General features: G+C 66.5%; 16 protein-coding genes. 7 read left to right on the top strand and 9 right to left on the bottom strand.

Annotation, left to right across the window (positions count from 1 at the left end; all coding sequences use genetic code 11):
* Positions 1-65 precede the first annotated feature (65 nt).
* The gene (locus tag AB0I14_RS25525; RefSeq protein WP_358027636.1) at positions 66-812 is read right to left on the bottom strand and encodes a Mut7-C RNAse domain-containing protein; all 747 of its coding nucleotides are present in this window, start codon (positions 810-812) and stop codon (positions 66-68) included.
* Between the two features lie 78 nt (positions 813-890).
* On the opposite strand from AB0I14_RS25525, the gene AB0I14_RS25520 reads away from it, so the two are divergent.
* Positions 891-1,382 carry a hypothetical protein gene (locus tag AB0I14_RS25520; protein WP_358027634.1) on the top strand — a complete coding sequence of 164 codons (492 nt, stop codon included), beginning with the start codon at positions 891-893 and terminating at the stop codon, positions 1,380-1,382.
* A 10-nt stretch (positions 1,383-1,392) separates the two neighbouring features.
* Here AB0I14_RS25520 and AB0I14_RS25515 read toward each other — a convergent pair whose 3' ends face one another.
* Positions 1,393-2,352, bottom strand: a complete 960-nt coding sequence (locus tag AB0I14_RS25515) for a hypothetical protein (RefSeq protein ID WP_358027631.1) — start codon at positions 2,350-2,352, stop codon at positions 1,393-1,395.
* A 341-nt stretch (positions 2,353-2,693) separates the two neighbouring features.
* On the opposite strand from AB0I14_RS25515, the gene AB0I14_RS25510 reads away from it, so the two are divergent.
* Genes AB0I14_RS25510 through AB0I14_RS25500 form a run of 3 tightly spaced genes read left to right on the top strand, consistent with a single transcriptional unit; the run spans position 2,694 to position 5,569 of the window.
* Complete coding sequence (locus AB0I14_RS25510; RefSeq protein WP_358027628.1) at positions 2,694-3,743, top strand: ABC transporter permease; 1,050 nt, start codon at positions 2,694-2,696, stop codon at positions 3,741-3,743.
* A gap of 1 nt (position 3,744) precedes the next feature.
* Positions 3,745-4,734 (top strand): ATP-binding cassette domain-containing protein, encoded by a 990-nt coding sequence (locus tag AB0I14_RS25505; protein ID WP_358027625.1) that lies wholly within the window; start codon positions 3,745-3,747, stop codon positions 4,732-4,734.
* 1 nt (position 4,735) lies between these two features.
* Positions 4,736-5,569, top strand: coding sequence for an NYN domain-containing protein (locus AB0I14_RS25500; protein WP_358027622.1), 834 nt, complete (start codon positions 4,736-4,738; stop codon positions 5,567-5,569).
* Here AB0I14_RS25500 and AB0I14_RS25495 read toward each other — a convergent pair.
* The 5 genes from AB0I14_RS25495 to AB0I14_RS25475 all read right to left on the bottom strand — a co-directional run bounded on the left by AB0I14_RS25495 (position 5,556) and on the right by AB0I14_RS25475 (position 9,858).
* Positions 5,556-6,644 carry a galactokinase gene (locus tag AB0I14_RS25495; protein ID WP_358027620.1) on the bottom strand — a complete coding sequence of 363 codons (1,089 nt, stop codon included), beginning with the start codon at positions 6,642-6,644 and terminating at the stop codon, positions 5,556-5,558. The two genes, AB0I14_RS25500 and AB0I14_RS25495, sit on opposite strands and share 14 nt — an antisense overlap.
* 22 nt (positions 6,645-6,666) lie before the next feature.
* Positions 6,667-7,263, bottom strand: coding sequence for a hypothetical protein (locus AB0I14_RS25490; RefSeq protein WP_358027617.1), 597 nt, complete (start codon positions 7,261-7,263; stop codon positions 6,667-6,669).
* Entirely contained in the window at positions 7,260-8,009 is a 750-nt protein-coding gene (locus tag AB0I14_RS25485) for a hypothetical protein (protein ID WP_358027614.1), read from the bottom strand. Before AB0I14_RS25485 ends, AB0I14_RS25490 begins: the two co-directional genes overlap by 4 nt.
* Positions 8,010-8,089: 80 nt before the next feature.
* The gene (locus AB0I14_RS25480; RefSeq protein ID WP_358027611.1) at positions 8,090-9,127 is read right to left on the bottom strand and encodes a patatin-like phospholipase family protein; all 1,038 of its coding nucleotides are present in this window, start codon (positions 9,125-9,127) and stop codon (positions 8,090-8,092) included.
* A 29-nt stretch (positions 9,128-9,156) separates the two neighbouring features.
* Positions 9,157-9,858, bottom strand: coding sequence for a TetR/AcrR family transcriptional regulator C-terminal domain-containing protein (locus AB0I14_RS25475; RefSeq protein ID WP_358027609.1), 702 nt, complete (start codon positions 9,856-9,858; stop codon positions 9,157-9,159).
* 200 nt (positions 9,859-10,058) lie between these two features.
* Between AB0I14_RS25475 and AB0I14_RS25470 the strand changes: the two genes are divergently transcribed.
* Entirely contained in the window at positions 10,059-10,193 is a 135-nt protein-coding gene (locus AB0I14_RS25470) for a hypothetical protein (protein WP_358027607.1), read from the top strand.
* 211 nt (positions 10,194-10,404) lie between these two features.
* On the opposite strand, the gene AB0I14_RS25465 is transcribed toward AB0I14_RS25470, so the two are convergent.
* Together AB0I14_RS25465 and AB0I14_RS25460 are read right to left on the bottom strand one after the other, a co-directional pair.
* A complete protein-coding gene (locus AB0I14_RS25465) occupies positions 10,405-11,769 on the bottom strand; it encodes a cytochrome P450 (RefSeq protein WP_358027604.1) in 1,365 nt (454 codons plus the stop codon).
* A 78-nt stretch (positions 11,770-11,847) separates the two neighbouring features.
* Positions 11,848-12,060 carry a hypothetical protein gene (locus tag AB0I14_RS25460; RefSeq protein ID WP_358027601.1) on the bottom strand — a complete coding sequence of 71 codons (213 nt, stop codon included), beginning with the start codon at positions 12,058-12,060 and terminating at the stop codon, positions 11,848-11,850.
* A 245-nt stretch (positions 12,061-12,305) separates the two neighbouring features.
* Here AB0I14_RS25460 and AB0I14_RS25455 point away from each other — a divergent pair, with 245 nt between their 5' ends.
* Both AB0I14_RS25455 and AB0I14_RS25450 read left to right on the top strand, forming a co-directional pair.
* Positions 12,306-12,971: a sensor domain-containing protein gene (locus tag AB0I14_RS25455; protein ID WP_358027599.1), complete on the top strand. Its 666-nt coding sequence runs from the start codon at positions 12,306-12,308 to the stop codon at positions 12,969-12,971.
* A 105-nt stretch (positions 12,972-13,076) separates the two neighbouring features.
* The gene (locus tag AB0I14_RS25450; RefSeq protein WP_358027596.1) at positions 13,077-13,751 is read left to right on the top strand and encodes a hypothetical protein; all 675 of its coding nucleotides are present in this window, start codon (positions 13,077-13,079) and stop codon (positions 13,749-13,751) included.
* Positions 13,752-13,890: the final 139 nt, after the last annotated feature.

Below are 13,890 nucleotides of genomic sequence, written 5' to 3'. Positions count from 1 at the left end.
CCTTCGGCGCCCAGCCAATCCGATTCGGCGGCACTCGCGCCGCGGCCTGAACCAACCCGTATCAATCAGAGTTGTTCGAGAAGTCCATCGACGAAACGGTTCAACGACGCAAAATGCGTTCCGGGCCAATAGATCTGCCCGCAGTCCGGGCATCGGCTGAACTCGTCGTAGTAGCGGCGGGTCAACGGCTCAAGCCGGTCCATCACCGCCTCCTTCGTCACCTCGGCCAGCCGGCCGTTGCAGCGCACGCACCGGGTGAACGGCGCCACCCGCCGCCGCAGATCCAGGCGCCGCAGCACCTCCAGCGTCTGCTCCTCCGGCAGCTGAGAGTGAACGAACAAGCCGTGGGTGATGGTGCGACGCTTCAGCAGGCCACGGTCTCGGGTCAGCAGGATGCGCTGCTGCTCGACACTGATGTCGGCCAGCATCTGATCGTCGGCGTCGCTGGACCACCACACGTCGAACCCGAGCACGCGCAGCAGCCTGGCCAGCCGGCCGAGGTTGACGTCGATCACAAACCGCGGATTCCGCAGCGGCACCGGACGCAGCCGGGTTGTCGCGCCAATGTCGAGGGCCTCGAACATCGGATACACCGCGATGCGGTCACCGACCGCCGGGCGGTGCGCGAAGCCGACCGGATCCCCGTTCACCAGGATCAGGTCGACCTCGGTATGCGGAATGCCCATCGCCTCCAGCACATCCTTGACGGTCTGATGGCTCTGGCAGGGACGCCGCACGGCCGCACCGCGCGACTGCGGTCCGAGAAAGTCGTTGAGCTCGGCGTAGGCCCGGACGGTGACGAAGCCGGCCATAGCGCCATGGTCCCGCGCGGGATCGTCGCAATCAATCAGAATCTGGGCAACGTCGCACAATCGGCCTAGCGTGAAGTCATGACAGAGCAGTCACCCGCAGTCACCGTGGCCCACCCGCCGAAGGTGATGCTGCAGGTCGTCAACCCGGCCCTGCGGTTCATGCTGCGCACACCGTTCGCCGGCGCCGCACGCAAACAGTTCATGGTGCTGACCGTCCGCGGCCGAAAGACCGGACGGCAGTACGCGATTCCACTGAGCGCCCACTTTGTCGACAACGCCCTCTACGCCATGACCGACGCCGGATGGAAGCACAACTTCCGCGACGGCGCCACCGCCGAGGTCCTGCACGACGGGCAGACGACGACCATGCACGGCGAACTCATCACAGACCGCGCCACCGTCGCCGATCTGTTCCACCGCTGCGCCGAGTCCTACGGCGTCAAACGCGCACAGCGAATGATGGGGCTGACATTCCGCGATCCGCAGATTCCCACGCTGGAGGAGTTCACCGAGGCGGTCGATCGTGAACACCTCGCCGCGATCAAACTGACCCCGGCCGGCCAATCCTGACCGGAATCAGCTATTTGAGGCAGGTGTCGAACTCGTCGCGGATGCGCTGTTGCAGCGCCAACGCCTCCGCCACGAGCGGTTCACTCTTGGTGCGGTCGCCGCCGACGTAGTCGCACTTGCCGACCTGGGCGCTGCCCGCCCAACGTGGCTCGTTGTAGCGGGACTGATCGCCATTCCAGGCCCAGGTGAGGCTGGCGGGATGGTCCGGGCCGGCCTCGATCGCGTGAATGGTCCGCACGATGTCCTCGTAAGCCGTCGCCCGTGTCGGCACACTGAAAGTCAGGTGCTCGACCCTCCCGTCCCGGACACTGATCCACCCAGGGGTGACGGGTGCCGCCGCGGCCAATTGCCGGTCAATACGCTGCTTTTCCAAGGACGTGAACCGGGTGAAGATCATCCAGTGCGCATCGCCGACCCGATCGGACGGGGCGACTTCGATGTCATTCGGTGGCCGATCGGCGAAGATATGCAGGATCGCGTCGACGGCCGCACCAGGTTCCGCGGCATCCCGGATCTCTACCTTCGATGCGTCAGGCCCGGCTCCACCGAACCACTGGATCTCCCCGGCCGGAGCATCAGCTCGAAGGCGACGCACCAGTCCGGTTACGTGCTCGACATCGTCGGGCAGATCGGCGCTGGCGGACAGCGAAGTCCATTTGGCCACAATGATCTTCACCCGCTGGTCGAACTTCTCGAAGTCCTTGCCGCGCAACTCGTCGAGTTGCGCAGCGACCGCGCCCACCTGCTGATCGGTGGCCTGATCCATCGACACCGCGAGCTCGAACCGGGTGCCCTCGAGGATGCCGTTGTCGTAGATCAGGTCAACCTCGGACACCCCCGGCATCGCCGCGATGCGGTTCCGGATGTCGCTCGCTTCCTGTTCACGATCGGGCGCACCCGTGCAGCCACTCACGCCAACCATCACCGCGGCGCACAGCGCGGCCACAACGGGGGCGAATCGCACGCTCATGAGCCTAAGGTCGGTGCCGGCACCAACGACGCGCCAATTCCCGCCGAACTTGTCGGCGGCCTACCGACGACACCGCCCACGCCGTCGTACTGCTGTGGTCAGGTGACTGGTCGACGTTCGCACCTGCCACCGACATGATGGAGCGAGAGCAAGATCTGTTTGGGCGATATCGGTCAGGAAAGACCGTCAAAAGTTTTGACGACGTCCACCCGCGCATGCCGCCCGAGCCCGCCCGGCCAATCCGCCGGACCGCCCGCGCCCCTCACACCAAATGCCCCAATAACCGCCACCCGCCACACCCATCTCGGTAACGTCGAGCACGAGATGGGCAGGGCACCGACGTGTTGATGGCGGCGTTACGCGATCTGCAATGGCGGCGACGGCGATTCCTCATCGCCGCCGTCGGCACCGGCTTGGTCTTTGCCATGACGTTGGTGTTGACGGGCCTGGCCCATGGTTTCCGGGTCGAAGCCGAACGCAGTGTCGACGCCCTGGGCCTGGACGCGTACATGATCAAAGCGGGTGCGGCGGGCCCGTTCCTCGGCTCGGCACCGCTGCCGCAGACCGACGTTCAGCGAGCCGCCCGCCTGCCCGGCGTCACCGCCGCCGTGCCTCTCGTCTACGGCTCGTCGACGATCCCGAACAACGGCACCCCGCGCAACGTCAACGTGTTCGGGGTGCCCGATGCGGGCCCGGGCACACCGGCCATCAAGGATGGCCGAGCACCGCGCGCAACCGACGAGGTCGCGGTGTCGACGACGATGGACCAACCGATCGGCGCCGACGTGGCGGTCGGGGCGGCGAAACTGCGCGTCGTCGGCCTGGTAGACGACCTCACCGCCCTGGCCGCCCAGGACAACATCTACCTGACGGTGCCCGGCGCCCAGCAACTGCTGTTCTCGGGGCAGAAGCTGATCTCCTCGGTCGGCATCGTCGGCACCCCGGGCCCGCCGCCACCGGAATTCCGCATCGTGGACCGGTCCGGCGCCATCGACGACATGGTGCGCCCACTGCGCGGCGCCAACCAGGCGATGAGCCTGATGGCCGGCCTGCTGTGGGCGGTCGCGGTGCTGATCGTCGGCTCGGTGATCTATCTGTCGGCGCTGGAACGCACGCGCGACTTCGCGGTGTTCAAGGCCGTCGGCGTGGCCAGCCGATCCATCATGGCCGGGCTGGCGATGCAGGCCGTGACGGTCGCGCTGCTGGCCGCGGTACTGGGCGCGGGGCTGTCATTGCTGCTCGGACCGCTGTTCCCGATGCGCTGCGACGTGCCGACGGTGGCATTCGTCGCCCTGCCGATCGTCGCCGTCGTGGTCGGACTGCTGGCCAGCGTGGCCGGGCTGCGCCGTGCCGTGAACGTCGACCCCGCCCTGGCATTCCGAGGTCCCTGATATGGCCGACTTACTCGTCAAAGACCTCGTCGTGGAGTACTCCAGCGGCGGCTACGCGGTGCGCCCGATCGACGGCCTCGACCTCGAGGTTCCCGCCGGATCGTTGTCAATTCTGTTGGGCCCCAGTGGTTGCGGGAAGACGACACTCCTGTCGTGCCTAGGCGGGATCCTCAAACCGACCGCGGGCCGTATCGAGTTCGGCGACATCGACGTGACGACGCTCGACAAGAAATCGCTCTCGGATTACCGGCGCGACACCGTCGGCATCGTGTTCCAGGCCTTCAACCTGGTGCCCAGCCTGACCGCGCTGGAAAACGTGATGGTGCCACTGCGCGCGGCGGGCAGGACGCGGCGTGAAGCCCGCGAACGCGCCACCGAATTGCTGACGCGCGTCAACCTCGAGAGCCGATTGCACCATCGCCCCGGCGATCTCAGCGGCGGGCAGCAGCAACGCGTCGCGGTGGCTCGCGCGATCGCCCTCGATCCGCCGCTGATCCTGGCCGACGAGCCCACCGCACACCTGGATTTCATCCAGGTCGAGGAAGTGCTGCGGCTCATCCGTGAGCTCGCCAGCGGCGAGCACGTCGTCGTCGTCGCCACCCACGACACCCGCATCCTGCCGCTCGCCGACCACGTGGTGGAGCTCGTTCCGCACGTCGCCGTCGAGCATCAGAACACCGAGACCGTGACCATCGAGGCCGACGAGGTATTGTTCTCCCAGGGCGAGATGGGCGACCTGATCTACATCATCACCGAGGGCGAAATCGAACTGGCCCGCGAATTGGCCAGCGGCGGTGAGGAAGTCATCAAGGTCGTCGGCCCCGGCGACTACTTCGGGGAGATGGGGCCATTGTTCAGCCTGCCGCGGTCTGCCACCGCACGCGCGAAAACCGACGCCATCGTCGTCGGCTACACCATCCAGGCGTTCCGGGAACTGCTCGGCCCCACCGGCGCCCGCAATCTCATCGGGCAACCCGAAGCCGAGGACTGACATGACCGAACTCGACACCCGCGTCGCGGTGTACCTCGACTTCGACAACATCGTCATCTCCCGCTACGACCAGGTCAACGGCCGCAACTCATTTCAGAAGGACAAGGCCAAGGGCCTGGAGGCCGACAAGCTCACCAAGGCCACCGTCGACGTCGCCGCCATCCTGGACTTCGCCTCCTCCTTCGGCACCCTGGTCCTCACCCGCGCCTACGCGGACTGGTCGACCGACGTCAACGCCGGATACCGCGAACAACTCGTCGGCCGCGCCGTCGATCTGGTGCAGCTCTTCCCCACCGCCGCGTACAGCAAGAACGGCGCCGACATCCGGCTGGCCGTCGACACCGTCGAGGACATGTTCCGCCTGCCCGACCTCACCCACGTGGTGATCGTGGCCGGCGACTCCGACTACATCCCCCTCGCCCAGCGCTGTAAACGCCTGGGCCGCTACGTCGTCGGTATCGGAGTGGCCGGCTCCTCGAGCCGGATGCTGGCCGCGGCGTGCGACGAGTTCGTCGTCTACGACGCACTACCCGGCGTCCCCACACCGACTCCTGAACCGGAACCCAAGCAACAGAGGCGAAACCGTAAGAAAGAAGAACCTGACCCGCAGGCCCAGGCCACCGCGCTGCTGACCCGCGCGCTGCAGATCGGCCTGGAGAAGGACGACGTCGAGTGGCTGCACAACTCCGCCGTCAAGGGCCAGATGAAGCGGATGGACCCGTCGTTCAACGAGAAATCGTTGGGCTTCAAGTCTTTCAGCGACTTCCTGCGGTCGCGGTCCGATGTCGTCGAGTTGGATGAGAGTTCGACGACACGCATGGTCAAGCTGAAGTAGCGGGCCCCGCGCCACCGCCCGCGTGCGTCCTGGCGATGACCGGCTCGGGATATCCGGCCTGGCGCGCCGCTCGCGACACCGCCTCGCCTACCGCATCCGCCTGCTCCCCCGGCACCAGCGCGATGACACAGCCACCGAACCCGCCGCCGGTCATCCGCGCCCCGAACGCGCCGGCCTGCACCGCCGCCGCAGCGAGCAGATCGAGGTGCGAGGTGGTGATCTCGAAGTCGTCACGCATCGAGGCGTGCGATGCATTCCATAGCGCGCCGGCTGTCGAGAAATCCGACGATGTCAGCGCGGCAACACAATCGAGCACCCGTTTGTTCTCGGTCAGCACGTGACGTGCCCGACGGGCATCGACCGGGTCGCTGACCCCGAGCAGGGCAGACGGGTCGACCTCACGCAGCGAGGCCACTCCTAGGTCGGCGGCAGCCCGCTCGCACGATGCCCGCCGGGCCGCGTACTCGCCGCCGGCGTGCGCATGCCGGGCCCGGGAGTCGATCAACAGCAGTGCCACGCCGGACGACTCGGGATCGAAGCGCACCGGCTGCACGGTGACGTCGCGGAAGTCGATCAGCATCGCCTGTTCCGGCTCACCGAACAGTGACGCCAACTGATCGAGTAGTCCCGTTGGCGCGCCGACGTATTCGTTCTCGGCGTGCTGGGCGATGCGGGCGCGTTCGAAACGATCGAGATCAAGACCCGCGGCGGTGAGCAGCGCACCGAGCGCCGCGCATTCCAGCGCCGCCGACGACGACAGCCCCGACCCGACCGCGACGTCGCTGGTGATCGCCATCCTCCCACCCGACACCGAGATCCCAGCCTGCCGCAGTACCCACACCACCCCGGCGACATACGCCGCCCAGCCCGTCACCTCCCCCGGTGCAGGATCCACGCCGATGCGCACCATCCGGTCGTCTAGCTCACTCGAAACCTCCAGAACACGAGAGGAATCCGGGTCGAAGCTCACCGAGGTCCGCTGCGGCAGGGCAATCGGCAATGCGAAGCCCAGGTTGTAGTCGGTGTGCTCACCGATCAGGTTGATCCGGCCCGGGGCGGAGTACCTGACCGTCATAACCGAACCCTAGTGCCGGAAGCTAGCCTGCAGCCACCACCACCGCCCGCGGCGGCCGACGCCGCACCAGTTCGACCGCAAGCGGGAAGGCGAGAGTTTTGCGTGAGACCTCGACGCCGTCGACACTCAACGTGCCGTCCGCGGTGGCCTGACCCGATCGGATCTCCACAACCTGGCCGTCCAGCACCACAGCCACCGCAGCGAACAATTGCAGCTTCACTGCGGCCTTGGCGGTCAGGGACATCACCGCGAAGTTGTCGACTTCGATGTCGAGGTTGTGCTCGCGGTCGGCAGAGATGACGTGAGTGCGCAACGGCACGATCTTCTCCACGCCGCGCTGTGTGCGTGACTGCTTGATCGCGTCGGTGATCGCGCTGTAGGTATGCCAGCCCTCCATGATGAGGCCGGCCAGCGTCTCGCTCAGCACCGCCCGCAGCTTGGCCTCGATCTCCTCGGCCAACGCGTGGCGCGCTACCACGCCGAGAGTCCTCAACGGCCGGGCGGATTCGCGATTCGCGGTGGTCTGCGTGACGACTTTCTCGATCCGGACCTGGGTTTCACGCGACGCCGGCAACATCCAGGTGCCCACGGATGTGTTGGTCATCAATGACGCGGTCATGAGCGCATCTCCTCAACGGTGGTGGAACGCGAGACTTCGGACGAGGCCACGGAAAGGACATGGTCCCGATCGGCCTTGTCCGTGGGACGGACGTCGAATGGCAGCGAGGTCCCGGGATGGGACGTCACGGTGACATGCGTCTTGAGGAAGTTCTGCCCTCGATGACGCCAGGCTCGTACCCCCACCCCGGCGGCGATTGCCAAGGCGCACAACACCAGAAGCGGGATCCACGGATTGCCGTCGGGCGGTGGTGGGTCATGCTTGCCCGTCGTTGTGGTCGGGGCGTAGGTCGGCGGAGTGTATGTGGGTGGTGTCGGCGTCGGCGCCTCGGTCGGTGTGAACTCCGGCGGCACCACGACCTCCGGGGTGCTGGGAGGGGCCGTCGACGGTGTTGCGCTCGGCGTGTAGTTCTCGCAGTACGCATGCAGGGCGACCTGCGGTGGCGTGGGAGTCGGCGAGGGGAAATTCGGCGGTACCAGGATGGCCGAATTGATAAGCGGCGGCTCAGTGGTTGGCGGAGGCGGCTCTGTGATGGGTGATGTTGTGTCCACCGGCGACGTTGTCTCGACGGGTGACGTTGTCTCAATCGGTGAGGTCGTCTCCACGGGTGACGTCGTCTCGATCGGTGACGTCGTCGGGCACGGATCAGCGAGTGCCGGACCGGTTCCGGCGACGAGCGCCCACCAGGCGGCCGCGATGAGCACCATCGCGCCCACGCGCCGACTGACGTTCCCCGACATCGCCATCTCGGTCACCCCAATACTTCAGCTGCTAGCTGAGTATTGATCCGCCGTCGACTCTTGTAATGCGTAGCGGACTACTCGAATCAGTGCGGATTCACCCGGTGTGCCCGGCGGAAGCGGTCCAGATAGGCCGGCCAGTCCCAGGTGGACAGAAACTGCGTCGTCGCCGCGTAGCCCTTGTCATACAGCGACTCGGCCTCGTTGCGGGTGATGTCGAAGTCCAGCACTCCGACGTCGGTCGAATCCACCTGGATCGCGCGCACCTTCACCCACGGAAGGCTCAAATGGGCCTGGTCGTGACCGACCAGCATGGTGGTGAGCAGGCTCTCCAGGAAGGTCGGCTCACCACCGCAGCCCAAAATCCCCAATCCGGGAATGAGCTGCTCGGCAGAGGGCGCGGGCAGATACGGCACCACCGTCACCCCGAAGGTCGGCCAGCGCGGCTGCGCGCCGTCGGGTCGGTCGAACGAGTCGATCGGAAAGTTCGACAACACCCCGCCGTCCACCAGCGTGCACGGCTCTCCGGCAGCGGTTTTCAGCGTGACCGGATGGAACAGGAACGGGATGGCCATCGAGGCCCGCACCGCATCGGCGACGAGTTGCTCGTCGGGGTCCAGTCCATAGACGCGTCGGTAATCCCAGGGCAGGCGCACCAGTTGCCCGGTCGTCACGTCGGTGACCGTGACCACGAACCGGTAGCGGCGTTCCGGGAGCAGACGATCATCGGTGATCGCCAGATCACCAAAAGTCTTGACGCCCAGGTTCTTCAGCTCGCTGCGGATCCAGTCGTAGGCGAAATCACCACGATAGATACCGGTCTCACGCAGCAGCCCCCACGCCGTACCCAGCACCGGGATGCGCTCGATCGGCCCGCTGTCGCGGAACTTGCGGTAGGGCACATTCAACGCCAGCTCGTGCAGCTGCGCATTGGTCAGCTCATTGCGTTGCTCAGCCGCGGCCACCACGGCGCCGACCAATGAGCCGGCCGAGGTTCCGGAGATCCGCTCGATCGCGTACCCGGCTTCCTTGAGCGCGACGACGGCGCCCACCAGGCCGATGCCCTTGACCCCGCCGCCGGAAAGTACGAGGTCGGCGCGGTGCGGGGAACGTTTCGCAGCCATGAACCCAGCTTGGCACGCGTGCCTGACAATCAGCCCGACGTTCGAGAACTCCGGCCCATGGTGGTCTCCAACCCGATGAACAGCACGTCGAGTCCGCGGTCGAGTTCGGCTGCGCCGTCGTAGGACCCGAGCGCGGACGCCAATGCGCGCACCTGCGGGAACTCGGTGATGGACAGTCGGTGCAGCCCCAGTCGCAGCACATCGTCGGACTCCTCTGGCCGTTCGACGACCTCCTGCAACTCGGTGAGGATGTGGCCGTACAGGTAGCCGAACAGCATCCGGTAGATGCGCAGGGCATCAGTCCCACAGAATCCGGCCCCCGTCAGCAGCGCCAGGACATCCTCCAGTGGCCGCAGCATTCCCGGCGGACGCTGTCCCAGCGGGGTGGCCAACGGGCGAGTCACCATCAGCGGCACAACATTTGGATGGGCCAGAGCCAGCTGCCGAAACTCACGGGCCACCGTGCGTAGCTGGCCGGCCCAGTCTGGATCGGTGGTGTCCACGCGCAACTGGCCGATCACCATCTCGGTGACCCCATCGAGCAACGTGGCCTTGTTGGGCACATGCCGGTAGAGCACGGCGGGATCCCGGCCGACCTCCTCACTGAGTCGGCGCATCGACAGGCCATCTACACCGTCGCGATCCACCAGTCGCAGGGCAGACTGCAGGATCACCGATCGGTTGATCTGCCCCTCCACACCACGCCGAGAGGCCGTGCCCTGTTTGACCATCGCGACCACTCCTCCCTGCGGCTCAAGCGCCAGATTACATCGTGTGCCCACAATGTTGGTCCACGTTGTTGACACCACCTTTACGCCGGCCGACAGGCACTGTCAACACTGTTGACCAACATCGTTGCGATAGTAGCGAGCGGCGCGTAGGGTTCGAGCCATCGGGACCACAAAGGCCCCCAACTCAAAGGGGCCCGACCATGTCTGACAAGTCGCCACGCCAGAGCATGGCCAAGAAATCGGGCAAGTCGCTCAAGGAGAAACGTGCGGCCAAGCGGGACAAGGCAGCCGACGCGCACTCGACCGAGGAAGTCCTGCACCCCAAGAGGCGTTGAGACTCCGTCAACTCGGCCTGCACGATAAGCCAGGGGGAAGGAGGGGCCCGGACGTAACCACGTCCGGGCCTTTCGATGTGGCGCTCGGCTGTCCGGACTGTTCGCCGGCAGTGTGCGCGACGACCTCGACCTACCCGACTACCGGATCAAGTGACCAGCACCTTCTGGCATCGAGTCTGCGCACAGATCGTGAATCACGCCGAAATCGCGATCAGAGCGCAGTCTCGACGTGAGACGCGTGAGTGGCGCCGGCGGAGGCCACCTCCGGCATCTCCCGCCGCGCCCGCACACAGACCCGCGCCCTACGATCCGGCACCAGCGTGACGTGCTTGACCCGCTGCCGTTCGTCGGCGGCTGTCGTGGTGAAAAGATCCACCCGACACAGGATTTCGCGGAGTACCACCCGCAGCTCGACCATCGCGAACGTCGCCCCCAGACAGCGGCGATTGCCGCCACCGAACGGGAACCAGGTGGTGGGCCCGAGCGTCAGCCCGAGCATGCGGTCCGGGTCGAACCGGTCGGCATCGGGATACACGTCGTCGCGTTCGTGCACCAGCCCGATCCCCGGGGCCACCATCACCCCGGCCGGCAGCCGGTGACCGGCCACCTCGACCGGTTGCTTGAGCACCCGGCCCACGTCGAACACCACCGGCCGGATCCGCAGAGTTTCCTTGGCCACGGCGTCGAGGTACTCGTCATCACCGGTACGCGCGGCCCGCACCGCCTTGTCCAGCACGGCGGGATGACGGGTCAACCGTTCCAGTGCCCACGACAACGCCGTCGCAGTCGTCTCATGCCCGGCGACCAGCAAGGTCATCAGCTGATCGCGCAGCTCACGGTCGGTCATGGTGTGCCCGCGCTCATCGGTGGATCGCACCAGCATGGCCAGCACATCGGTGCGGGAGTCCAGCTCGGGGTCGGCGCGGCACTCGGCGATCTCGGCGCCCAGCAGCCGGTTGGCCTCCTCGATGTTCCGCCGCAGGGCCCGCCACGGGCGTCGCTGCAGCAAGCCCGGCCGGGCGACCGCCATCAATTCCCACGGACCCACCCTGAGCAGCCGCGGCATCACCTCACGCAACGCGGCCAGCCGGACCGGATCCGACGCCCCGATCACGGTTCGCAGGATGACCTCCAGGGTGATCTGGGCCATCTTCGGTGCCGCCGGGAACGTGGTGCCCACCGGCCAGCCCGCGATGTTCGCCGCGGCGATCTCGGCCATGGTCTCGGCCTGGCGGGCCACGGCGTCGCGGTGAAACGGCGGCAGCATCTGCCGCCGGCGTTCGTGGTGTTCATCCTCGTCGATCACCAGCACCGAGCTGTCGCCGAGCAGCGCACTGAGCACCGAATTTGCTTCTCCGGCATGGAAAATCGTCGGATCGCCGGCGAACACCAGCTTGATGTCGGCCGGGTCCGCCAGATACACCATCGTCCCCATCGCCGCGACCCGTAGCGTGAACACATCGCCGTAGCGTCGTCGGCAGGCCGATACGAAGCGCGGCCAGTACCGCATCATCACCGCAGCCTGCACCGCCCGGGGTAACGGTGGCCCCGGCGGCAGTGACGCGGTACCGCCCATGACCCCACCATACGAGCCGGCGGCGGCACGCCAAAGGCCCGGACGCCGGCGTGCGTCCGGGCCTTGCCTCCCCCTGGCCTACTTGGCGTGGTTGCGCTGGTGGTGGTGATGGGTCGAGGAGCCGGGCTGGGGCATGTTGTGCTGGTGCGGGAAGGCCTGATGCGAGCTGGCCGAAGGGCCGGCGTTCAGGGTGGCGGAATCGGCGTGAGCGGTGGCGGCCCCCAGGGCGATCAACGCGGGAGCGGCGGCCAGGGTGAAGCCTGCGGCGATGCGGCGGGTGATGGTGCTCATGTCGACTCCTTTGTCGGATAAGGCTTTTCATCTACTTTTCGGGTTCTTCCGGCGTTCGCTCCGGCGTTGAAATAAGAATGCGCCGGCACGGGCCGCGGCTGTATCGACCGACCGGCCGATGGACCGGACGAATCCCATGTCCCCCGATCGGGGGAACGAACCAGTTCACCCACTGGTCACCAATTACCGTCTGGTGCACCCCGCGATCACGTTTAGGATCAGCAAACAGATCCAAGGGGGACCTGATGAGCACTCATCGCAACGCGGCGGCCGGACTGGTGCTGTGCACCGCCTTGCTCACCGCATGCACCCCCACCCTCCCCGATTCCGACGGCGTTCACGTCGACGTGCTGGGCAGCATGATGGCCAGTGAATCCGAGATCAACACCGTGATGAACGCCAAGGTCAGGCCGAAAACCGCGCTGCGTTCCCCCATGACGAACGCCAACTACGAGCCCGTCTCCCGCCCGGAGTGCATGGTCGTGATCGGCAACGCGATGGACTGGATCTACGGCGCCAGCGATTACCGCGAGTTCCGCGAAACCCAACTCGCCGATGACGCCGACGACGTGGAGGTCGACCAGGCCATCGCCCGGTTCGACACCCCCAAGGCCGCCCAGGCCGTGGTCGCGCGCACCGTCGACATCTGGCGCCGCTGCGGCAACGACACCCTGACCTTCAGCTATGACGGCGGCAAAACGCGGGACGCCCGCCGGATGGCCGTCCCGACCGTGCTCGATGATGTGGACATCACGCACGACGAACCGCTCGACGTCACCGACCGCATCACCCACCGCGCGATCCTGGCTGTCGACAACCTCGTCGTCGACCTGCGGATCAGCGGCTACGGCATCAATGATCAGCAGACGGTGCAGCTGGCCAAGATCATCGCCGGCCGCAACGCACTCTGACACCGCCCGGCCTACGCTGGTCATAGGAGTGCGACCATGGCGAGTGGTGCTGTGAATCAAAGGGTCCCGAGAGGAACGCGGCGAAAGACCCGCCGAGCCCCGCGGGTGGTGCAAGCCGCCGCCGTCATCAAGGACACCCTGTTCGCCGACGTCTCTGAGTGGCAGCGCCCGGTCGATGACAGTTACCCGTATCAGGTGCTCTCGATCCGGGTCAGCGACGGCACCTACCGAGACCACAATTTCGCGGCCAACTACGCCTGGATGCGCAGCGCCCTGGACTCCGGGCGGCTGGTATTCGGCATCGTCTACACCTACTGCCGGCCCAACTGGCCGGCCAACGCCGCCACCGTGCGCGCGATGATCGACGCCAACGGCGGCCTGCACCCGCGTATCGCGCTGATGCTCGACGTCGAGCAGGGTGGTAATCCGCCCGGCGACGGCTCGGATTGGATCAACCTGCTCTACGGGAACCTGGCCGATTACGCCGGCGACCGCGCCCGCATCATCGGCTACGGCAACGTCGGCGACCTCAACAGCATGTGGCGCACCAAACCCGGCGGGATCCGGCTCGTCGTCGCCGCGTACGGCAGCAACCCCGACTATCCCGGCAAGGTCGCCCACCAGTACACCGACGGCGGCGGGTACGGATTCGGATTGCCACAGGGCGCACCGCCATTCGGCAACTGCGACATGAACTCCGCCGACGGCCTAGACCCGGTGCAGTTCGCCGCGGCCTGCGGCGTCGCCACGTCGGCGTCAACGGGCGCCGAGCGCACCTGACCGACGCCGTCCCGCCCGCCGGCTCAGCGGTAACACACTGTGCCGCAATGGATTACAATCCACCATCCGGTCGCGTTGACACGGCTCACATAACGGCGTGTACTGGGAGTACAGGGCGCGCCATCCGCTGATCGACAGC

The organism is Mycobacterium sp. NPDC050441 (genome assembly GCF_040655355.1).
Lineage (GTDB): Bacteria > Actinomycetota > Actinomycetes > Mycobacteriales > Mycobacteriaceae > Mycobacterium.
The sequence above is the reverse complement of the archived record's forward strand: the minus strand, read 5'-3'. Positions and strand labels throughout refer to the sequence as shown.